18 protein-coding genes are annotated in these 20,661 nt (G+C 39.0%); 13 read left to right on the forward strand and 5 right to left on the reverse strand.

Translation table 11 applies throughout. The features are described 5' to 3' along the window. Positions 1-3: 3 nt before the first annotated feature. From murG to ftsZ, 5 genes are read left to right on the forward strand one after another with little or no spacing between them, the layout of a single operon-like run. The gene (gene murG / locus Q4534_RS12455) at positions 4-1,116 is read left to right on the forward strand and encodes an undecaprenyldiphospho-muramoylpentapeptide beta-N-acetylglucosaminyltransferase (RefSeq protein WP_303613504.1); all 1,113 of its coding nucleotides are present in this window, start codon (positions 4-6) and stop codon (positions 1,114-1,116) included. Continuing rightward, on the forward strand, positions 1,113-2,513 hold the full coding sequence (gene murC, locus Q4534_RS12460) for a UDP-N-acetylmuramate--L-alanine ligase (RefSeq protein WP_303613505.1): 1,401 nt from the start codon (positions 1,113-1,115) through the stop codon (positions 2,511-2,513). Before murG ends, murC begins: the two co-directional genes overlap by 4 nt. Further along, positions 2,500-3,267, forward strand: a complete 768-nt coding sequence (locus tag Q4534_RS12465) for a cell division protein FtsQ/DivIB (RefSeq protein WP_303613506.1) — start codon at positions 2,500-2,502, stop codon at positions 3,265-3,267. The genes murC and Q4534_RS12465 overlap by 14 nt, the downstream gene beginning before the upstream one ends. An 11-nt stretch (positions 3,268-3,278) precedes the next feature. Continuing rightward, positions 3,279-4,595: a cell division protein FtsA gene (gene ftsA / locus Q4534_RS12470; protein WP_303613507.1), complete on the forward strand. Its 1,317-nt coding sequence runs from the start codon at positions 3,279-3,281 to the stop codon at positions 4,593-4,595. A 50-nt stretch (positions 4,596-4,645) separates the two neighbouring features. Further along, positions 4,646-6,253, forward strand: coding sequence for a cell division protein FtsZ (ftsZ, locus tag Q4534_RS12475; protein WP_303613508.1), 1,608 nt, complete (start codon positions 4,646-4,648; stop codon positions 6,251-6,253). A 3-nt stretch (positions 6,254-6,256) separates the two neighbouring features. Here ftsZ and Q4534_RS12480 read toward each other — a convergent pair whose 3' ends face one another. Then, entirely contained in the window at positions 6,257-6,781 is a 525-nt protein-coding gene (locus Q4534_RS12480) for an NADPH-dependent FMN reductase (RefSeq protein ID WP_303613509.1), read from the reverse strand. A gap of 275 nt (positions 6,782-7,056) precedes the next feature. Between Q4534_RS12480 and Q4534_RS12485 the strand changes: the two genes are divergently transcribed. The 4 genes from Q4534_RS12485 (at position 7,057) to Q4534_RS12500 (ending at position 11,102) form a co-directional block, all read left to right on the forward strand. Then, a complete protein-coding gene (locus Q4534_RS12485) occupies positions 7,057-7,896 on the forward strand; it encodes a purine-nucleoside phosphorylase (RefSeq protein WP_303613510.1) in 840 nt (279 codons plus the stop codon). Between the two features lie 207 nt (positions 7,897-8,103). Further along, positions 8,104-8,769 (forward strand): SDR family oxidoreductase, encoded by a 666-nt coding sequence (locus tag Q4534_RS12490; RefSeq protein WP_303613511.1) that lies wholly within the window; start codon positions 8,104-8,106, stop codon positions 8,767-8,769. 79 nt (positions 8,770-8,848) lie between these two features. Then, positions 8,849-10,018: a VCBS repeat-containing protein gene (locus Q4534_RS12495; RefSeq protein WP_303613512.1), complete on the forward strand. Its 1,170-nt coding sequence runs from the start codon at positions 8,849-8,851 to the stop codon at positions 10,016-10,018. A gap of 43 nt (positions 10,019-10,061) precedes the next feature. Beyond that, a complete protein-coding gene (locus Q4534_RS12500) occupies positions 10,062-11,102 on the forward strand; it encodes a DUF3500 domain-containing protein (protein WP_303613513.1) in 1,041 nt (346 codons plus the stop codon). Positions 11,103-11,157: 55 nt separating this feature from the next. On the opposite strand, the gene Q4534_RS12505 is transcribed toward Q4534_RS12500, so the two are convergent. Then, on the reverse strand, positions 11,158-11,658 hold the full coding sequence (locus tag Q4534_RS12505) for a GreA/GreB family elongation factor (protein ID WP_303613514.1): 501 nt from the start codon (positions 11,656-11,658) through the stop codon (positions 11,158-11,160). A gap of 435 nt (positions 11,659-12,093) precedes the next feature. After that, entirely contained in the window at positions 12,094-12,975 is an 882-nt protein-coding gene (locus Q4534_RS12510; RefSeq protein WP_303613515.1) for a sterol desaturase family protein, read from the reverse strand. A gap of 284 nt (positions 12,976-13,259) precedes the next feature. Between Q4534_RS12510 and Q4534_RS12515 the strand changes: the two genes are divergently transcribed. Genes Q4534_RS12515 through Q4534_RS12525 form a run of 3 tightly spaced genes read left to right on the forward strand, consistent with a single transcriptional unit; the run spans position 13,260 to position 17,451 of the window. Then, positions 13,260-15,194, forward strand: coding sequence for a fumarate reductase/succinate dehydrogenase flavoprotein subunit (locus tag Q4534_RS12515; protein ID WP_303613516.1), 1,935 nt, complete (start codon positions 13,260-13,262; stop codon positions 15,192-15,194). After that, complete coding sequence (locus Q4534_RS12520) at positions 15,194-15,922, forward strand: succinate dehydrogenase/fumarate reductase iron-sulfur subunit (protein WP_303613517.1); 729 nt, start codon at positions 15,194-15,196, stop codon at positions 15,920-15,922. Before Q4534_RS12515 ends, Q4534_RS12520 begins: the two co-directional genes overlap by 1 nt. Then, positions 15,919-17,451 carry a Ppx/GppA phosphatase family protein gene (locus Q4534_RS12525; protein ID WP_303613518.1) on the forward strand — a complete coding sequence of 511 codons (1,533 nt, stop codon included), beginning with the start codon at positions 15,919-15,921 and terminating at the stop codon, positions 17,449-17,451. The genes Q4534_RS12520 and Q4534_RS12525 overlap by 4 nt, the downstream gene beginning before the upstream one ends. A 201-nt stretch (positions 17,452-17,652) precedes the next feature. On the opposite strand, the gene Q4534_RS12530 is transcribed toward Q4534_RS12525, so the two are convergent. Continuing rightward, positions 17,653-18,012 carry a response regulator gene (locus tag Q4534_RS12530; protein WP_303613519.1) on the reverse strand — a complete coding sequence of 120 codons (360 nt, stop codon included), beginning with the start codon at positions 18,010-18,012 and terminating at the stop codon, positions 17,653-17,655. A 180-nt stretch (positions 18,013-18,192) separates the two neighbouring features. After that, positions 18,193-19,056 (reverse strand): glucose-1-phosphate thymidylyltransferase RfbA, encoded by an 864-nt coding sequence (gene rfbA, locus Q4534_RS12535; RefSeq protein ID WP_303613520.1) that lies wholly within the window; start codon positions 19,054-19,056, stop codon positions 18,193-18,195. 287 nt (positions 19,057-19,343) lie between these two features. Here rfbA and Q4534_RS12540 point away from each other — a divergent pair, with 287 nt between their 5' ends. Beyond that, positions 19,344-20,072: a hypothetical protein gene (locus tag Q4534_RS12540; protein WP_303613521.1), complete on the forward strand. Its 729-nt coding sequence runs from the start codon at positions 19,344-19,346 to the stop codon at positions 20,070-20,072. Positions 20,073-20,661 lie beyond the last annotated feature (589 nt).

Below are 20,661 nucleotides of genomic sequence, written 5' to 3' on the forward strand. Positions count from 1 at the left end.
ACATTGAATAAAGCTGAAGAAACATATCGAATCATTATTAGCGGAGGAGGCACCGGTGGCCATATCTATCCTGCCATTGCTATAGCCAAGGCATGGAATGAAAAACACCCTGAAAGTGAGGTCTTATTTGTAGGTGCTGAAGGTAAGATGGAAATGCAAAAAGTTCCTGAGGCAGGCTATAGAATAGAAGGCTTAAGGATAGCGGGGATCCAGCGGAGGTTGACTTTAGAGAACTTAAACTTTCCATTTAAATTATTAGGCAGTTTACAAAAAGCCAAAAAACTTATAAAAAACTTTAAACCGCATTTGGTGGTAGGTGTTGGAGGATATGCAAGTGGTCCTGTACTCTTCATGGCCCAGCGTAAGGGACTACCCACGTTGATCCAAGAGCAAAACAGTTATGCGGGATTGACGAATAAATTACTAGCTAAAAATGCCGATGCCATTTGTGTAGCGTATCCTGAAATGGAGCGTTACTTCCCTGCTTCAAAAATCAAGTACACAGGAAATCCGGTAAGAAAAGACATCTTGGCGGTAGCAGATAAAAGGGAAAAAGCTTTAGCCCATTTTGGACTTAATCCGGATCAACCCGTCATCCTCTCTATTGGAGGAAGTTTGGGTGCCAGAACGCTTAATCAAGCCTTGCTTCATTCAATGGATGATTTTGAATCCAAAGGCTACCAAGTGCTTTGGCAAACAGGGAAATACTATTATGAAAAAGTAATGGGGCAAGTAAAGGATGCCGGAGTTAAAGGTATTTATCCTTTGGAATTTATCAAGGACATGGATTTGGCATATGCCGCAGCAGACTTGGTGATTTCACGATCGGGTGCTCTATCCGTTTCTGAACTAAGTTTGGTGGGAAAACCTGTGGTTTTTATTCCATCTCCGAATGTAGCAGAAGACCATCAAACAAAAAATGCTATGGCCTATGTTTCTCAAAATGCCGCTATGCTCTTGGAGGATGATAAAGCCATCAATCAATTGGGCTCCATGGTACATTCATTGCTAGGAGACCAAGAAAAACGAGACCAATTGTCTCAAGCCATAAAAACCCTAGCAAAGCCTGAGGCTGCCAAGGACATTGTTAAAGTAATGGAAGAATTGATCCAATGAATTTAAAAAACTTACATAGCGTCTTTTTTCTAGGTATAGGAGGCATAGGAATGAGTGCCATTGCCAGGTGGTTCAATCATATTGGAGTACCCGTTTACGGCTATGACAAAACTCCTTCACCACTTACTGAAACCCTATCCCAAGAAGGGATGCAGATCGTATATGCAGATGAAGTTGAAAGCCTCCCTGAAGCATTTACGACTTCGGGAGTCGACAAATTAGTCGTGTGGACTCCGGCAGTTCCTCAAAACAGTGCCTTATACAAGTTCTTTGACAGCAATGGATTTGTCATTAAAAAGCGGGCGGCAGTACTAGGACTGATTACCAGAAACATGGAATCGGTGGCCATAGCAGGAACCCATGGAAAAACCACAACTTCTTCCATGGTGGCACACTTGCTAAAGCATTCAGGTCACAATACTGCTGCTTTTTTAGGAGGTCTGACACAAAACTATAGCAACAACCTAATCCTTCATGATGAGGGTAGTACTGAATCTCCGGTGGTAGTGGTGGAAGCAGATGAATTTGATCGTTCTTTTCTTCACCTCCATCCAGACTTGAGTATTGTTACCAGCATTGACCCAGATCATTTAGATATTTATGGTGATGCCGAACAACTGAAAGAAGGATTTGCTTCTTTTATCAGGCTTACCCATACTGATGGAAAATTAATCATTCATCAAGATGCTTATCAAAAAATAAGTCATGCAGATTTGGGGGCTGCACAAGTCTATCAGTACAGTTTGAACTCAGGAAATATTCATGCTGACAATATTAAAGTGGGCACAGGGACATTTTCTTTTGACTATGTGTCCGAAGGAATTAGGATTGATGGCTTGGAATTGAGTGTTCCGGGATTTCACAATATAGAAAATGCTTTGGCCGCCATAGCTGTAGCCGTTCATTACGGACTTTCAAAAGAAACAATAATTGATGGCATTGCGACCTATAAAGGAGTAAAGCGAAGATTTGAGAAGATTTGCACGAATGAGCGTATTATTTATATAGACGATTATGCGCATCATCCGGAGGAGATTAAAGCATTTTTGCTATCCATCAAGGCCATGTATCCTGATAAAAAAGTGACGGCGATATTTCAGCCACATTTATTTACCAGAACACGAGATTTCGCAGAAGGCTTTTCTGAAAGCCTATCGATAGCGGACACTGTAGTACTATTGGACATCTACCCTGCCAGGGAGCTGCCTATTGAAGGCATAACTTCATCGATGTTACTCCCAGCGATAACAAGTCCAAATAAGTCAGTGGTGGATAAGGATAAATTACTGGATCATTTGGAACAGCACAAGCCTGAAGTTTTGGTAACAATAGGCGCCGGTGATATTGATCGTTTGGTAAAACCAATTGAAAAATGGATAAAAAATGATAAAGCGTAAGGGATGGAAATTTAAAAAGTCCTTCCTAATGATATTGTTGGGAATGACATTGCTAGGGTTTATTGCTTTTACAGAGCATAAGATAGAGAAGCGTGCGCTTTCCAATCTGGACGTTTATGTTGAAGCTGTAAGCGATGTCTATTTTGTGGATGAAAAAGAAGTAGCTGAATTATTGACCAATGCCTTTCCGGGAATACTTGGCCACTCACCAAAAACGAAGGTTTCCACTCACGAGGTAGAAAAAAAAGTAGAGGCCCATCCCTTTGTAAAAAAGGCTGAGGTGTATGAAGATTTGAAAGGAACACTAATAGTAAAAGTAAGTCAGCACGTACCAATGGCTAGAATAGTCCGGCCAATGGCAGCCGATGGCTACATTAGTTCCTCAGGGAAAATACTCCCCACCTCTTCTAATTATACCACAAGGGTTTTAATCCTAACCGGTAAAAAAGCTGAGGAATTACTAAAGGAAGGTGACCTTTCAGTACAACAAAAACCATTGTTGGAATTGATAAGGTTTATAAGTTCAGACCCTTTCTGGTCAGCCCAAATAAGTGCCTTGGACTTACTTGCAAATGGTGATATCAATATGCACCAACAAGTAGGAAAACAGGTGATTGAATTTGGAAAGCCTGAAGAAATTGAATTAAAGTTTAGAAAAATCAAAACCTATTATAAGCAAATTCTTCCTGAAAAAGGTTGGAATACTTATTCAAGGGTAAATGTAAAATACAAGGATCAAATTATTTGTGAATAATTGTTAGCGCTATGGAAAACGAAAAACTCATTGTAGGACTGGATATCGGCACCACAAAAATATGTGCCATTATAGGTCGGAAGAACGAATATGGTAAGCTAGAGGTGTTGGGTATGGGGAAAGCAGTTTCTGATGGCGTAATCAGGGGCATCGTTACCAACATAGACAAAACTGTCAATGCCATTACCAAAGCAGTAAATGAAGCCTCCGAAATGTCTAATGTAGACATAGGGGAAGTAATTGTGGGGATTGCTGGGCAACACATACGTAGCTCAATTCACCATGGTGTGATCATTAGAAGCCCTAATGATGAAGAAATAACTGTTGAAGATGTTCGAAGGTTATCCAACGATATGGAAAACATAGTGGTACCTCCGGGAAACAGGATTATTCATGTAATGCCTCAAGACTATACCATAGATTATGAGGAAGGCATCAGGGATCCTGTGGGTATGTCCGGAGCACGAATGGAAGCTCATTTCCATATTATCACTGCACAATCTGCTGCCATTAACAATATTGATCGATGTGTAAAACGTGGCAACCTACAATCCAAAGCTTTGATCCTTGAACCTTTGGCAAGTTCCTTATCTGTGCTTAGCGACTTGGATAAGGAAGCAGGAGTTTGTCTGGTAGACATTGGGGGTGGCACCACTGACGTTGCCATTTTTTATGACAATATTATTCGACATACGGCAGTAATACCATTTGGAGGAAATATAATAACCGCAGACATCAAAGAAGGTTGCATGGTGATGCAGCACCAAGCAGAATTGCTAAAAACAAAATTTGGAAAAGCCATAGCGGAAGAAGCCAATCCAAATGAAATAGTTTCTATACCGGGTCTGCGAAATAGGCCACCTAAAGAAATCTCAGTTAAAAACCTTGCTTCAATAATACAGGCAAGAATGGAAGAGATTGTTGAAATGGTTCAATCCGAGATTGCAACCAGTGGGGTGTACAAGAAACTAGCCGGTGGAATCGTCTTGACCGGCGGGGGCTCATTATTGCATGGAGTAGGTCCCCTATTCGAATATATTACCGGATTAGATACCAGAATTGGGTATCCAAATGAACATTTAGGTAAATCTAAAGTAGAGGATGTGAAAAGTCCGATGTATGCCACCACAGTTGGCTTGGTATTGGCAGGCTTTAGAGGGCTAGATGATCGGGAAGACAATTATCGACAAAAAGAGAGTTTAAAAACTACTACAGAAAAGAAAGGATTCCGTGTAGACCAAAGTGGAAGTGATATTTTCGGTTCAATAACCAAAAAGCTAAAGAGATTCATTACCGATGATATCGGAGACGACTCCGAAAATTATTAATATCAGAGGTAAAAAATACAGTATTCAATAGAGGAAAAATGTCAAACATCATGAAAGATTATAAATTTGATATTCAGAAAAACCACCGATCAATCATTAAGGTCATCGGTGTAGGAGGAGGTGGTTCCAACGCAGTGAATCACATGTTTAATCAGGGGATAAAGGATGTGGAATTTGTGGTAGTCAACACTGATTCCCAGGCTTTAAAAAGCAGTCCTGTTCCATTAAAACTCCAGATAGGAGCTCACCTGACCGAAGGGTTAGGTGCAGGCGCAAACCCTGAAAGGGGTAAAAATGCTGCTTTGGAAAGCAAGGATGATATCAGAAAGCTTCTTGAAGACAATACCAAAATGGTATTTATCACGGCGGGTATGGGTGGAGGAACCGGTACTGGAGCGGCACCGGTAATTGCAAAAATTGCCAAGGACATGGACATCCTAACAGTAGGGATTGTCACTGCCCCATTCATCTTCGAGGGAAGGAAAAAAACATTTTCTGCCCAAGCAGGCATTGAATCTTTAAAAGAGAGTTGTGATACCGTATTGGTAATCCTGAATGACAAATTGCGGGACATTTATGGAAATTTACCGATTCGTCAAGCATTCGGTAAGGCTGATAATATATTGAGTACCGCGGCAAAATCCATCGCTGAAATCATCACTGAAACACAAGATGTTAACGTGGATTTCGAAGATGTTAAAACAGTAATGAAAGATGCCGGAGCTGCAGTAATGGGCTCAGCCATGGAAGAAGGAGAAGGCAGGGCAATCAAAGCTGCTGAAAAGGCAATCTCTTCTCCATTACTCAACAATGTAGACATCAAAGGAGCAGAAAAAATTCTACTTTCTATCATGTCAGGTGAGGAAGAAGAATTGTCCATGGACGAGCTTGTGGAAATCACTGAGTATATCCAAGAACGCGCAGGAGACATGGCGGACGTGATCTTTGGCCAAGGCATCGACCAAGACCTTAAAAAAGGAATTAGGGTTACAGTCATTGCTACGGGTTTTGAAACCAATTCCCTCCCTGATAAAGTCAACAGCAATAAAAAAGATGACAGTGAGACCAAAAAGGTAATTGATTTGGAATCCGGTAAAACTTCAAAGGAAGAGGAAAGCACAAGTCCCGGACAATCCGTAAGCTTTACTGTACAGCAATCTACAGTACCTGCTCAAGAAACGCCCCAAATAAAGGAGCCTGCGATAAATAATGAGACGCCTACAGAAAATTCTGCTCAGGAGAATCCCAGTATGGATACTGCAGAATCAGAGAATTCAGACGACTTTGAATATGTAAGCCCTCAGCCGAAAGCTGAACCAAAAAAGGTATTGTCCTTATTTGACAAGCCCGAACCCAAACAAGAAGAGGTAAAGCAACCGGATACGCAAACAATTAATCAATCTGATTATTTTGAGCAAATTAAGGCCAAGGCGCTTAAACGAGCCCATGATAGGTTTGAAAAATTAAGGCATATGCGATCTGTAAATCAGACGCCGGAAGAATTTAAGGAAAAAATTGAAGTGCCAGCCTATCAAAGAAAAAAGATAAAACTTCAAGAGGTGCAACACAGCTCAGAAAGAAGTATTTCAAAATTCAACCTGAATGATGACAATGAAATCATTAGTAATAACAGGTTTTTGCATGACAATGTTGATTGACTTTTAAAAGTCAATCAACATTTTTGCTTGCTCATTTAATAAGGTCATATACAACCTGTTGGTAACATGTTCGTTTGACATATTTTCCTCTATTTTGGCCAATTTGATTTTATTGGCCAGTACATGCATACCCAGGTAATTGAAGATATCGGTAAGGTGGCTGAGTGCAATGCCACCGCCTCCGATACCTGAAGAAATCCCGACCAGAGCGCATTTTTTTGAATTAAAGCTATTGGGGTAAGTCATGCCATCAATAAAAGACTTTAGAATACCGGGAAATGAACCATTGTATTCCGGTACAATAAAAACAAACTTATCACCACTTTTAATTTGATTGTGTATGGTATTGAAGGCTTTATTTTTCCCATTGTGTTCATACAAGGCCGTGAAAACAAAATCTTTAGGTAGGTCTGCAAGGCTGATTACCTCTGCTGTGGCACCATGCTGAGCCAACAGTTGCTGATAAATTTTGGCAATGATACCGGAAATCGCATTCTTACGGTTGGTCCCGACAATAATTTTAATCATACAAGCTAATTTAATACAATACTACAATTGAGGTGCTTATAAAGTTTCTGTTTTTCCTGTTTTATTTTCAAAGCTAACCCTAATTATCCAAAGCCTTCCCCTCTCCTTTGGGGGCGGATTAAAGAAAAATTGAAGTCAAAAGTTATTTTTTTTTTAATGACAGAAAAGGAACATTCTTATTGAAATTACAATATTCAGAAAGAAATATTTAAGGCATATACCTATATTTACAGGTGTTACTTTTCAATTTTCACCTTCTCATCTTTTACAAGTTTATGCAGAACAAAGGTATTGAAACCAATTACTCAGACAAAATCAGAGAGTCGGCAACTTTCTTAGAAGGATTTTTGGATGACAAACCGATCATAGGAATTATTTTAGGAACAGGTTTGGGAGGTTTGCTCAATGACATAGAGTTAATCAAAGAGATTCCATATCAAGAAATCCCTCATTTTCCAACCTCCACGGTCACTTCTCATAAAGGAAAATTAATCCTTGGAAGGTTTGGGGGGAAGCTTGTACTGGTTATGGAAGGCAGGTTTCATTACTATGAGGGCTACACGATGAAAGAAGTAACTTTTCCAATTAGAGTGATGAAAAGGATAGGTATCCAACATTTGTTGATATCAAACGCTTCAGGTGGACTGAACCCCGAGTTTGAAATTGGGGATGTCATGATCTTAGAAGATCATATTGATCTTTTTCCTGAAAACCCGCTGAGGGGAAGGCATGAACAAGCCTTTGGAGACCGTTTTCCGGACATGAGTGAAGCCTACAACAAGGAAATGATTTCGCTGGCCTTTCAAGTAGATCAAAAGAACCATACATCTTTGCGAAAAGGAGTATATGCCGGAGTTCAAGGACCAAATCTGGAAACACCAGCAGAATACCGGTACCTGAGGACAATTGGCGCAGATGCAGTAGGAATGAGTACAATCCCAGAGGTAATCGTTGCTGTCCAATCAGGAATGAGGACTTTTGCTCTTTCAGCTATTACGGACCTATGCACCCCGGGGAACATCAAAAAAATCACCCTTACAGATATTCTTCAGGCAGCTGCAAAAGCAGAACCTTTAATGCGGAAAATCATCCTGGAGCTAGTGAAAAAGATTTAACCGACTATTAATAATTTCCTGAGTAAAAATAAAATTGTTTTTCTTTGATTGAAACCATCAACTCCCTCTATTTAATAGGCTATTTATTTTTTTAGGCTACATTCCATGGATACAAATTATTGTTTTTTAGAATGTTAAGTCCTTCACGGAAATAATTGGTAGGATTGGAACAATTATTGGACGGTTTCTAAACAAACTAAAACAACTATGGAAAAAGTATTGATAATTGGAGCAAATGGCAACATAGGCAGGATACTATCCGAAAACCTTGCAAAACATTCAGATTATTCACCTGTAGCCATGATTCGGAAAAAATCCCAAGAGGATTATTTTGAAAACAAGGGCATTTCTACAGTCATTGCTGATCTTGAAGAAAATTTTGAGCATGCCCTTCAAAATATAGACAAGGTAATTTTTGCAGCAGGATCCGGTTCAAAAACAGGAAAAGACAAGACAGATTTGGTAGACAAACAGGGAGCCATAAAAAGTGTAGATTATTCCATAAAACATGGCATTAAAAAGTTGGTCATGTTAAGTTCAAGAGGAGCAGAGAATGCAGAAAAGGCGGATGAGACCATGCAGCATTATCTATTGGCAAAAAAAGCTGCGGATGAATACCTCAAAGCAACCAACCTGCCTTATGCCATTATTAGACCAGGTAGTTTAACTGACGGCCCCTACACAGGGAAAATAAAAGTAGCCGATATTTTCAATGAAAAGGGAGGCATTTCAAGGGAAGATGTTGCTGCTGTCTTGATACACATGCTGGATCATGGAATTGACGGCAAGCAGGTTTTTGAAATATTAGAAGGAAAGGTGGACATCCCTGATGCTATTCGTTTATTTCTTAAAACAGGCCAAGCAGTAACCTAATATTCTTATTTATTAGAATTTAGCCATTTATCATTTTTTTAATTAAATTTATTGGAACAGTAACCCAAGAAAGATAACTATGATACATTGGCTCACCTATTTGTTTTCAACTGTTTTAATAAACAATTCCCCTGAACCACAATTTCAAGCGCAAACCCTGGACAGCAATATAGAGATAGGCTATGGCCTGGCTATAGGGGATGTCGACGGTGATGGAAAGCCTGACATTTTACTTGCAGATAAAAAAGAATTTGTTTGGTACAGAAATGGTGATTGGAAAAGGTTTGTTATGGTGGAAAACCTCACTGAATCTGACAATGTTTGCATTGCTGCAAGAGACATAAATGGAGACGGCATGGTGGAAGTAGCCGTTGGGGCACAATGGAATCCTAGTGAGACAGTAGACAAACAAAAATCAGGTTCCGTACATTTCCTTATCAGGCCCGATGACCCGACTCAAACTTGGGAACCGGTTAAATTGCACCATGAACCTACCGTTCACCGCATGCGCTGGATAAAGGCAGCAGAGGATTTGTTTCATCTTGTAGTTTTGCCTTTACATGGTCAAGGAAACAAAGGTGGTGCGGGTGAAGGTGTAAAGGTCATTGCTTATGAACAGGAAGATGAAAAAGGGAGACAATGGAAAAATTGGGTAATTGACCAGAGCATGCACGTAACCCATAATATGGATCCGGTTCCCGGAGATAATGGAGAAATATTGCATATCGGAGGTAAGGAAGGTGTTAAAACCTTCAACTATGAAGATGGCGATTGGAGGCCGGGAAGTAATGATGGTTGGCTAGTTAATGAATATGGCTTTGGTGAAATACGCTTAGGTAAGGGTGCCAAAGGAAAGCCATTTCTTACCGGTGTAGAACCTTTTCATGGGCCAACACTCTCTATATATACTCCTGAAGAGGATAAATCATTTGCCTTGGGGAAATTAAATCGAACAGTGCTTACTGCTGCCATGAAACAAGGGCATGGATTAGCTACCGGAGACCTATTGAATATGGGCATGGACCAAATTGTAGTGGGGTGGAGAGAGCCCAATGATGATGGAGATTTGGGAATAAAAATATTGATCCCTCAAGAGGATGGATCATGGGAAAAGCATTGGTTGGACAAAAATGGAATGGCATGCGAAGATTTAAAAGTTGCCGATTTAGATGGCGATGGGAAACCGGAAATAATAGCCTCAGGAAGAGCCAGTAAAAACTTAAAAATCTATTGGAACAAAAGTTATTAAAAAGAATAATTACCACCTTACTCCCATCCAAATGCTTTATCATATGAAAACCATCTGCTTCACCCTTCTTTTATTGTTGTCCGTTACCATCAATAATCAAGCCCAAGACCTATCTTCGATAGCCAATCAATTTATCGAAAGTCTTGATACCGAATTAAAAAAACAAGCCTGTTTCCCTTTTGATCATACCGAACGCTTCAACTGGCACTTTGTTCCCAGAGAAAGAAATGGACCAACATTTCATGACTTCAATACCAAGCAAACCATGCATGCATTGGAATTGATGCGGGCTTCCTTGGGTACCATTGGACAAGAAAAAGCCGCGTCCATTATCGAACTTGAAAACGTATTAAGGGAAGTCGAAAACAGACCTGAAAATGACACCTATAGAGACCCTTTAAATTATCATTTTAGTGTGTTTGGCAAGCCTTCTTCAGACAAGCCTTGGGGCTGGAGATTAGAAGGACATCATTTGTCTCTAAATTTCTCCTCTGCTGAAGGAACAATTACCTCCGCCACACCTTCCTTTATGGGGTCAAACCCGGGCATTGTCTTGGCCGGACCACAGATGGACAGACAGGTATTGGCGGATGAAACCAATATGGGGTTTGAATTATTGCACTCTTTAAGTGATTCACAGAAAGAGAAAGCCCTGTTTGCAGACAAAGCCCCTGCTGATATCATTACCGGTAATGATAGAAAAGCAAAAGTTCTAACCCAAAGTGGTATCAAAGGGAGTGATTTGAAAACAGATCAGTTGCTATTACTTAAGCGACTTGTTGGCGTCTATCTTTCTCGTTACACAACTGAGTACCATACCAGATTACTCGATAGAATCAAAAGCACAGGTTGGGAAAACATGTCCTTTGCCTGGGCAGGATCTCAAACAAATAAAGTAGGGGATCCCCATTATTACAGTATTCAAGGCGCAGGATTATTGATAGAATATGACAATGTTCAAAACAATGCCAACCATGTTCATGCCGTAATGAGGGACCTAGAAAACGATTTTGGTGGAGATTTACTTCAAAGCCATTATCTCAAAAACCATTCAGGCAAGAATATGGCCCATGTTGTTGAATAAAAAATATTTCTAGCAATTGATAAAACAACTGACGGGAAAGGGGGCAAGAAAATGTTTAATACTGAATGTCCACAATTTCAAACACCCTTTCCATTTTCGGTAATTTTAGAATTGCCTTATCTCCTATTTTCTTGTCCATTAATAAGTTTGCTATTGGAGACACAAAGGAGATCTTTCCTTTTGAAACATCTGCTTCATCCACCCCTACGATTTGGTATAGTATGATTTCTTTAGCCTTGTCTATTTTGAGGGTAACCTTTGCACCAAAACGCACAACATCACTCGGCTGTTTGCTTAAGTCAACAGTAATTGCATTATTTATTCTTCCATTTAGCAATTTCAACTTTGCATTGATATGATTGAATGCTATTCTCCGGTCTTTGTCATCATTGATATCCAATGGCTCCCTTTCAGTTATTAGCCTGCTCTTCTCCGCTAATAATTCTTCCATACCCACTACTGTTACATAATTCGCAGCTCCCGATGGTAAGTCAGCCCTAGGAGGAACCAATGGAATCTCTTCCTGATCATCTTCTTTCACAAATCCTCTACTCATTATTTATTAATTTTATTGAATAATATTCATTCCGCTCTGCCCTCATTTTGTTTATCCACACACCCCATATTAGCACTAAAAAATCCAGTTTAGGGAAACCCAAGATCCCTGTTATCTAAAAGCTTTGGTGGTCATTATTTCTAAGGGTTTACATAAACCAATGCGGTCAATATTTCACTACATGGAAAACACTTACAAAAAGAAAGCCTAAATCGATGTTTTCAGGAAAAATTAAACAACATAGCCTTAAAAACGAGAAGTACTTAGGAAGTTGAGAAAATAATCAAAAGGTTTTTTCAATCAATAGAAATACTTAATAATCAAATTACATCTCGCATCCATCCATAATTATGGCGGGAATCGAACTGATTCAAATTAATTTGAAAGGACATTTGAGCTACTGATTATTAAAATGGCGAATTGCCATTCGAAAGATTAGCCTTCCATTTTATTTTTCTTAAATGGATAGCTTATTTGTTGCCAAAAAGTTTTAGGGAATTTCTCTACCCCATCAAAGCCTAGTGGAATATCTCTTCCTTCGTGGGGAATATAGGCTGTGCCAAATAAGTAATCCCAAACACTTAATGTAAGCCCATAGTTAACTCCATGGCTACCTTTGGGCAGATCCTTGGCATGGTGCCAAATATGCATAATGGGATTGTTAAGCAGGTATTTAAAAGGCCCATAAGTTATCCTCAGGTTGGCATGATTCAGATGACCAATAGCCGTGGCAAATATATGAACAATAAAAAAATCCGTTAAACCAAAGCCAATCATGGCAAGGGGAATGTATTGAGCTGTTTTGTACAGGATTGTTTCCATCCAATGAAATCTTAGGTGAGCAGCAAAGCCCATCTGCTCCACTGAATGGTGTACCTTATGAAATTCCCAAAAAGCAGGCACTCTATGTAATAGGCGGTGCACATTCCATTGTATAAAATCAGCTACTATGAAGAGGGTCAAAAACTGTGTCCAAGCAGGCCAAGAACTAATTTCTATGGCCACAACATTTTTGACACCAAAAAGTCCCAAGAAGTCATTAAATGCCTCCACTGCTACATTTGAGATCGCGTTAAATGCAATCAAAGAGAATAAGAAAAAATTAAAAAACATATAGAATCCATCTAGCCAAAAATCCTTTCTGAGCGCCGGCTGACCTTTTCTCCAAGGAAAAACCAACTCCAGTAGCCAAACGAATAGGGAAAGGCCCACCAACCACCAGAAATAATTTCCCCAAGATGGATACATGATCTCATTGATCAAGTAATTGAAGTAGCCGTAATAGGCATCTCCTATAATTTTCAAATATCTCTCCATGATTCTACTTCAAAACTCCCCACCATTTCTATTTCTTTTAATGGGCAGCATTTCGACTTTAAATGGTCTCAAGCTAACAACCTTTTTATTTTAATTTTGGTTTAGCAGGAGATTGAATAATCACACCCTGTATGACTACCTAAAATTAAGCTGTTAATTAGGGAGATTTAGTGACTTTGGTTACAGTTTGTACATATCATCTGTATTAAACCGAAAATTTCATAAAAACGACATATAAATTTGTTATTATTAGGTATCAAAAACAGTAAATTAATTACACAGGCATGTATTTTAGTACTGACGAAAAGCAAATACCCAAATCAAAAGTTCCATCAGGTGAGCTTAAAGATAAATGGTCCAATTTCAAAAACCAGGCGAAGCTCATTAGTCCTAATAACCGAAAGAATTACAATGTGATCATTGTCGGAACCGGTCTTTCGGGAGCCTCTGCTGCAGCGTCATTAGCAGAACTAGGTTACAATGTTTCTGTATTTTGTTTTCAGGACTCTCCCAGAAGAGCTCATTCGGTAGCTGCACAAGGAGGTGTAAATGCCATGAAAAATTACAAAAATGATGGCGATAGTATTTACAGGATGTTTTATGATACGCTGAAAGGTGGGGATTTTAGGGCCCGGGAAGCCAATGTTTACAGGTTGGCAGAATGTTCAGCCCATCTAATTGACCAAGCCGTTGCTCAGGGAGTTCCTTTTGCTCGTGAATACAGTGGTTATTTGAGTAACCGCTCTTTTGGGGGCGTACAAGTCAGTCGTACTTTTTATGCCAGAGGACAAACAGGGCAGCAGTTACTTTTGGGTGCCTATCAGGCCTTGATGCGTCAGGTAAAGGCTAAGAAAATAAAGAGTTATACCAGGCATGAGATGCTTGACCTTGTATTAATTAATGGTGTGGCCAAAGGCATTATTGCAAGAAATCTTGATACCGGTGAAATTACAAGACATACTGCCAATGCTGTGGTCTTGGCTACCGGTGGTTTTGGAAAGATCTATTATTTATCTACCCTTGCCATGGGTTGCAATGGATCAGCCATTTGGAGGGCCCATAAAAAGGGCGCATGGGTTGCCAGCCCCAGCTGGACTCAAATTCACCCTACCTGCTTGCCGCAGTCGGGCAGCTATCAGTCCAAACTCACTCTAATGTCAGAATCCCTACGAAACGACGGCAGAATTTGGGTCCCTTTAAGCAAAAATGAGAACAGAAAAGCCGCAGACATCCCTGAAGAAGACCGTGATTATTACCTTGAGCGGCGGTATCCTTCATTTGGAAATTTAGCCCCTAGGGACATTGCTTCAAGGGCTGCCAAAGAAAGGGTGGATGCTGGACATGGCGTTGGCACTTTAAAAAATGCGGTATACCTTGATTTTAAAGACGCCATTGAAAAGCAAGGAAAAGAAGCCATTGCCAAAAAATACGGCAACTTATTTGACATGTACCAAAAAATTACCGGTATCAATGCCTACAATGAACCGATGAAAATTTCCCCTGCTGCACATTTTTCCATGGGTGGGCTTTGGGTAGATTATGAACTGAGCACCAATATACCCGGATTATTTGCAATTGGTGAGGCAAATTTTGCTGACCACGGGGCCAACAGACTTGGAGCCAATTCCCTACTTCAGGCCTGTGTAGACGGTTATTATATTTTACCACAGACCCTCCCCCATTATCTTGCCCAATCAGGAAAACCTGACCCCATCAATAGTGATGACCCGGCTTTTATAGAAAGTGAGCTTAAGGTTAAAAAGCAACTAGAGGAATTTGGCGAAATAAATGGACACAAAACAGTGGATTATTTCCACCGAGAGCTAGGGAAAATTCTATATGATAAATGTGGACTTAGTCGGTCAGAAAAAGGGCTGACAACCGCCATTGAAGCCATAAAAAATTTGAGAAAATCTTTTTATACAGACCTTAAGATTCCAAAAAAAATTGATGGAATAAACGAAGAACTGGAGAAAGCCGGACGGGTTGCAGATTACCTCGAAATAGCTGAATTGATGTGTATTGATGCCTTAAGCAGGGAGGAGTCCTGTGGGGCGCATTTTAGAACCGAGCATCAGACCAATGATGGTGAAGCCATTAGGGATGACAAGGCTTTTAACTTTATATCATGCTGGCAGAAATCGGACCATGGCCCTGTATTGATCAAAGAAACCCTTGATTTTGAATTTACCACACCAACAGAAAGGAGTTATAAATAATGGATTTCAAACTTAAAATCTGGAGACAAGAGCAATCGTCTGAAAAAGGAAAAATGACAAGCTATTCGGTAAAGGACATTTCTCCGGACATGTCATTCTTAGAGATGCTTGATCAGCTCAACGAAAATTTGACACTAAGTGGCCAAAGCCCTGTTTCATTTGATTCAGATTGCCGGGAAGGAATCTGTGGACAATGTGGCCTCTTTATAAATGGAAGAGCACATGGGCCCAATGCACATACCAGCACCTGTCAACTCCATATGAGGTCTTTTAAAGATGGAGACACCATCTACATAGAACCTTTTAGAGCTGCTGCTTTTCCTATAAAAAAAGATTTAAAAATAGACCGCAGTGCTTTAGATAAAATCATCATTTCTGGTGGATTTATTAGTGTCAATACAGGACAGGCTCCAGAGGCCAATCAAACTCTTATTAGCAGTGACTCTGTGGAGGCTGCTTTTGATGCTGCCGCTTGTATTGGTTGTGGAGCTTGTGTTGCGTCTTGTAAAAACAGCAGTGCCTCCCTATTTACCGCAGCAAAAATTAGCCATTTGGCCCAATTGCCTCAAGGCAAAATTGAGCATAAAAGTAGAACCAATCAAATGGTAAGAAAAATGGATGAATTAGGGTTTGGTTCTTGTTCCAATACCGGAGCATGCGAGGTAGAATGTCCTCAAGGAATTTCCATTAGTCACATCGCTTTTATGAACAAATCCTATTTTAAATGAACATAGCTGCCATAGACATAGGTACGAATAGTATCCACATGATTATTGTTAAGGTGCAAACCAGAACCAGCTTTGATATTCTCATGCAGGAGAAAAGCATGGTAAAACTTGGGGTGGGTGTTTTTGCCAATAAAGAGCTCAGTCAGGAAGCCATGGACTTGGGTGTGGCTACCGTTCAAAGGTATGTGCAACTTGCCGATCAATACGGAGTGGATGACATCATAGTATCTGCTACAAGTGCTACTAGGGAGGCAAAAAATGGTAGAGAATTTTTGGACAGGTTGATTCACGAAGCTGGGGTTTCTCCCCAGTTGATTTCAGGTAAAGAGGAGGCTAAATTGATTTTTTTAGCAGTAAGGGAGGCCATCGCAATAAAAAAGGAAAACATCCTCGTATTGGACATTGGAGGTGGGAGTACGGAGGCCATTGTTGGTAACCAATCTCAAATTCACTATGGCAATTCCATGAAACTTGGAGTCCTACGCTTACTGGATTATACAGGAGGGCGAGATAAAATTGACCCCAAATCTCAAAAGGAATTGAAATCGCACATCAAGCAAGCATCTTCTTTGGTACTTGAGAAAATCAATAAAATCGGATTTGATCGAGTAATCGGAACATCCGGAACAATCCGAGCATTAGCTGAAGCATGTCTTATAAAAGCTGAGAACCCTGCACCGGAAATAGTAAATGCCGAAACCATTCCACTTAAAGAACTTATCAAGCTACGCGATCGCTTGCTTGAATCAAGCCCCCAAGAAAGAGGAGAAATTCAGGGAATTAGTGAAAGCAGAGCTGATGCCATTCATTTGGGAGCGCTTTTATTGGTAGAAATATTACAACAAATTGATGCTACATCCATCACTGTATCTGATGCATCTCTAAGGGATGGGATGATTATCAATCACATAGAAAAACATGGCCTAAAAATAGAAGAGGTAAGCCTAGGCAAAAACTTGAAAGAGAAAAGTTGCATAAGGTTGGCAATGAAATACGAGACGGACCTTTCAGAAAAACGTCATGTAATGGGAATAGCCCTGCAATTATTTGACCAGCTAAAGGAATTTCATGGGGCAGAAAATTATGAAAGAGATCTAATTTCCTATGCCTGTCTAATCTATGATATCGGCTCATTTGTAGCATTTCAAGATTTTCATAAACATGGAAGATATCTTATCAAGAATAGTCAACTTCGTGGTTTTACCAACGAGGAAGTCTTTTTATTAGGGCACCTGGCAAGGTACCATAGGAAAAAAGGACCTACTAAGAGACATAAAAAATTCAAGAAATTAGAAAAAGATCAGAAAAAGCGCCTGCGTCTTTTAGCAGGTATTTTGAGAATTGCCGTTGGGTTGGATAAAACAAAAAACCAATGGGTTCAAAATGTCCATTGTGTAGAAAAGGAGGAGCAATTACAAATTAAGGTATTTGGTGAAGAGAACCTAGATCTTGAAATATGGGAAGCACAACGCTATGCTGACACACTAGCAAAACATCTGAAAAAAGAAATTGTGTTAATACCCGGCTAAATAAACTAACACTCAATGCAAAAAGTCACCTCTAATGCAAGGGCAATGCATCAAAAACTACCCCCCCCTGCTATTACCGGATTACTTTACTAACAAGTCTCTGATCTTTTCGATAATCCTTTTCAAAAAACATAGGCTTCAAACAAAGTTAGAAGCCTATGCATTTGCGATTATAATTAATCTTAAACCCTACAAAAATTTTTAATTTCTGAAAATATCAAGTATACTTTCTTTAACAGAAAGCTTTGGAAGAAATTTCTTTACCATTCGATTATTACTGGCCTTTTCAACATCTGATATATCAAGAGAGCCACTCAATATGTATACATCAGATGTAAGCCCTGATCCTTTGATCTCTTCTAAAAAATCCCAACCCGTCATTTGTGGCATCATTAAATCCAAAAATAAATAATTAGGATTTAAATTAGCAATTTGTTGAGAAGCCCCTACTGCGGAGGAGAACTTATGAATTTCGAAAGGAACAGATAAACATCTTCTAATATATTGCTCCGTAACAAAAGTGCTCACCTCATCATCATCAATAATCACAATATTTAGCATCGAAATACAATTATTTTATATTAAAAAACATTTAACTTGATGTAAAAGTATAAAAAAATTAAATCACTCCCAAATATTGAAGTGATTTATTACTGTTTTTTATGCTATTCAAATACCTTTTTTTGCATTTAACCACAAAACAGTGGTTAAAACCATAAAAACCGCGGATTTTCCATTACATCATTTTCCAATTAACGCTCTCAAATAAGCACCGTAGCCACTTTTCCCTAGCTTTTCGGATGCTTTCATAAGTTGGTCTGCATTGATAAAGCCATTTCGGTATGCTATTTCCTCTATACAACCTATTTTTAAGCCTTGCCGCTCTTCAATTACTTCCACAAATTGCCCGGCCTGCAGCAGTGACTGATGTGTCCCGGTGTCCAGCCAAGCTGTTCCCCTATTCAATATACCAACTTTCAATTTTTCTTTATTCAAGTAAGCCACATTGATATCAGTTATTTCAAGTTCACCTCTACTGCTCGGTTTAATGTTTTTAGCTATTTGCACAACTTCATTGTCATAAAAATACAACCCAGGCACCGCATAATTGGATTTTGGTGAGCTTGGTTTCTCTTCGATGCTCAAAACATTATTTTCATCATCAAACTGAACAACGCCATATCGCTGCGGATCATTGACATGGTAAGCAAATACTACTCCACCTTCAGGATCCGTATGTTCCCTTAGCGTTTTATAGAGACCTGTCCCATAAAAAATATTATCTCCAAGTATAAGGGCAACTTTATCCTCTCCAATAAAGTCCTCTCCAATGATAAATGCTTGAGCCAAACCTTCAGGCTTTGGTTGGATGGCAAAAGTAAATTTGCAGCCTACTTGACTTCCATCCCCTAGCAATTTTTTAAAGGCTTCATTGTCCTCAGGGGTTGTTATTATTAAAATTTCATTAATTCCCGCCATCATCAAAACGGACAATGGATAGTAAATCATTGGCTTATCATAAACAGGCATCAATTGCTTACTTACAGCAATAGTCAATGGATACAAACGCGTGCCAGAACCTCCGGCTAAAATTATTCCTTTCATAAAGACTGTTATTTATTGCTATTATTAGCGAAATTTGACAAGAAATAAAAAAGAAGATTTTTACTCCTAAACTTCAAAAAACAAATAAAAAAACTAGTTTCAAACTATTAAATTTCCATTTAAAACAAATATTAAACTTTCTAAGTTAACCAATATTTCGCAAACAAGTTGTGAATATTTTAATTTAATTACATCAATATAATTAGTTATATGTAAGAATTGGTACTTTTGTTCGTTTATTGATTTACTTGATTATGAATTTCTTTGATCAATTTTTAATTAAAAATATGAAAAAGTACCTGATTTCCACTTTAACCATCGCTTTTACCGCTATGGTTTTAAACATTAACGTGGCTTATGGGCAGAATTTTTATAAAGAAAAAATTTCCAGAGATAATTTTTTGCAAGCCGGACTGGGTTTAGGCACTTTATACGCGGATAATTTAGGAAGCATTCGAATGCTTGACATTTTATTGAGGCCGGGCCTTTCTCTTGCCTACGGGAGGAAAATACATAAACATTTTGACATAAGGGCAAATGTTGGATACCAAAGGTACCGCAGTCAGGACATTGATTACTACCCTGCCACAGTAACCCAATCTTGGTTCAATAATAATCAGGCATTTGCAAGCAAAAACGATTTACTTTATTTTGACATAGCACCGAACTTCTACCTATTTGGCGCTGATAACCATGCCTTTAGATCAAGAATAAATGCATATGGAGGGACTGGTATAGGAATGCTTTTAAACTTTAAGAAAACCACAAATGTCACTTTTAATGGTGTCTACAACAGTAAAGATTTACAAGCCGTAGCATATATCCCTTTTAGGGCTGGCATAAGTTACAGCTATGATTTGTATACGGATATTGCTTTGGAGGGGACCTTAATGATGACTTTTTCTGACACTTTGGATGGCAATGAAGGATTTAATAGACTAAACGACCTTCCAATTTTCGGCCAAATTATTATTAAAAGATACCTACACCCTTTTAAACCATTTAATTTGCCTTGAAATACCTCTAAAAATCATCCCCAATTTAAAGTAAGTGAGGATAAAAAAGAGTTAACCATGAAAAGTACTTTTTGATTTTTTTATCAGGCAAAGAGCATTAAAAGATATTTAGCGTTTCATTAATTTTTATAGAATCCCTGCTAGTGATCGACCTCATAAAAAAGTAGGGGATATTTGATAACCACTGGTAAAAAAGAATTGTTTTTTTTGAGTAAAATCTAGGTAGAATTTTTTTTTGGACTAAATCTAAGACAAAGTATGCAGGACTTTTTATCTCCAAATATGCAGAAGACCTTTTATTTTGTACTGAAATCCCTTCAAAATCAGCCTCTACGTCGCTATTTCATTTCACCATAGCGATGAGTTGTTAAAATCTCCAATACGCCTATTTTTCTTACGATTGCATTCCTCCCTAAGAAAGCTCAAGACAGGCATCACTAATCGTATTGTATCATCCGTAATTATTAATATTCTAGGACCATACTAATTGCTCGATACCTCATTTAAAATTATATCCCCCTTGTTTGACTTTTGCTATTTTGGCAAAAATATCGACTAAGCCTTTTCTGAAAGCTAGTACCCAAGCTTA

The organism is Cyclobacterium sp. 1_MG-2023 (assembly GCF_030546805.1).
Taxonomy (GTDB): Bacteria; Bacteroidota; Bacteroidia; order Cytophagales; family Cyclobacteriaceae; genus Cyclobacterium.

Excerpts from the sequence above, each read along its gene's own strand:
- Q4534_RS12495 (WP_303613512.1), top strand. The coding sequence starts at position 8,849 with ATGATACATTGGCTCACCTATTTGTTTTCAACTGTTTTAATAAACAAT.
- Q4534_RS12520 (WP_303613517.1), top strand. The coding sequence starts at position 15,194 with ATGGATTTCAAACTTAAAATCTGGAGACAAGAGCAATCGTCTGAAAAA.
- Q4534_RS12465 (WP_303613506.1), top strand. The coding sequence starts at position 2,500 with ATGATAAAGCGTAAGGGATGGAAATTTAAAAAGTCCTTCCTAATGATA.
- ftsZ (WP_303613508.1), top strand. The coding sequence starts at position 4,646 with ATGAAAGATTATAAATTTGATATTCAGAAAAACCACCGATCAATCATT.
- Q4534_RS12480 (WP_303613509.1), bottom strand. The coding sequence starts at position 6,781 with ATGATTAAAATTATTGTCGGGACCAACCGTAAGAATGCGATTTCCGGT.
- Q4534_RS12540 (WP_303613521.1), top strand. The coding sequence starts at position 19,344 with ATGAAAAAGTACCTGATTTCCACTTTAACCATCGCTTTTACCGCTATG.
- Q4534_RS12505 (WP_303613514.1), bottom strand. The coding sequence starts at position 11,658 with ATGAGTAGAGGATTTGTGAAAGAAGATGATCAGGAAGAGATTCCATTG.
- Q4534_RS12490 (WP_303613511.1), top strand. The coding sequence starts at position 8,104 with ATGGAAAAAGTATTGATAATTGGAGCAAATGGCAACATAGGCAGGATA.
- Q4534_RS12530 (WP_303613519.1), bottom strand. The coding sequence starts at position 18,012 with ATGCTAAATATTGTGATTATTGATGATGATGAGGTGAGCACTTTTGTT.
- rfbA (WP_303613520.1), bottom strand. The coding sequence starts at position 19,056 with ATGAAAGGAATAATTTTAGCCGGAGGTTCTGGCACGCGTTTGTATCCA.
- murC (WP_303613505.1), top strand. The coding sequence starts at position 1,113 with ATGAATTTAAAAAACTTACATAGCGTCTTTTTTCTAGGTATAGGAGGC.
- Q4534_RS12510 (WP_303613515.1), bottom strand. The coding sequence starts at position 12,975 with ATGGAGAGATATTTGAAAATTATAGGAGATGCCTATTACGGCTACTTC.
- Q4534_RS12500 (WP_303613513.1), top strand. The coding sequence starts at position 10,062 with ATGAAAACCATCTGCTTCACCCTTCTTTTATTGTTGTCCGTTACCATC.
- Q4534_RS12525 (WP_303613518.1), top strand. The coding sequence starts at position 15,919 with ATGAACATAGCTGCCATAGACATAGGTACGAATAGTATCCACATGATT.
- Q4534_RS12515 (WP_303613516.1), top strand. The coding sequence starts at position 13,260 with ATGTATTTTAGTACTGACGAAAAGCAAATACCCAAATCAAAAGTTCCA.
- Q4534_RS12485 (WP_303613510.1), top strand. The coding sequence starts at position 7,057 with ATGCAGAACAAAGGTATTGAAACCAATTACTCAGACAAAATCAGAGAG.
- ftsA (WP_303613507.1), top strand. The coding sequence starts at position 3,279 with ATGGAAAACGAAAAACTCATTGTAGGACTGGATATCGGCACCACAAAA.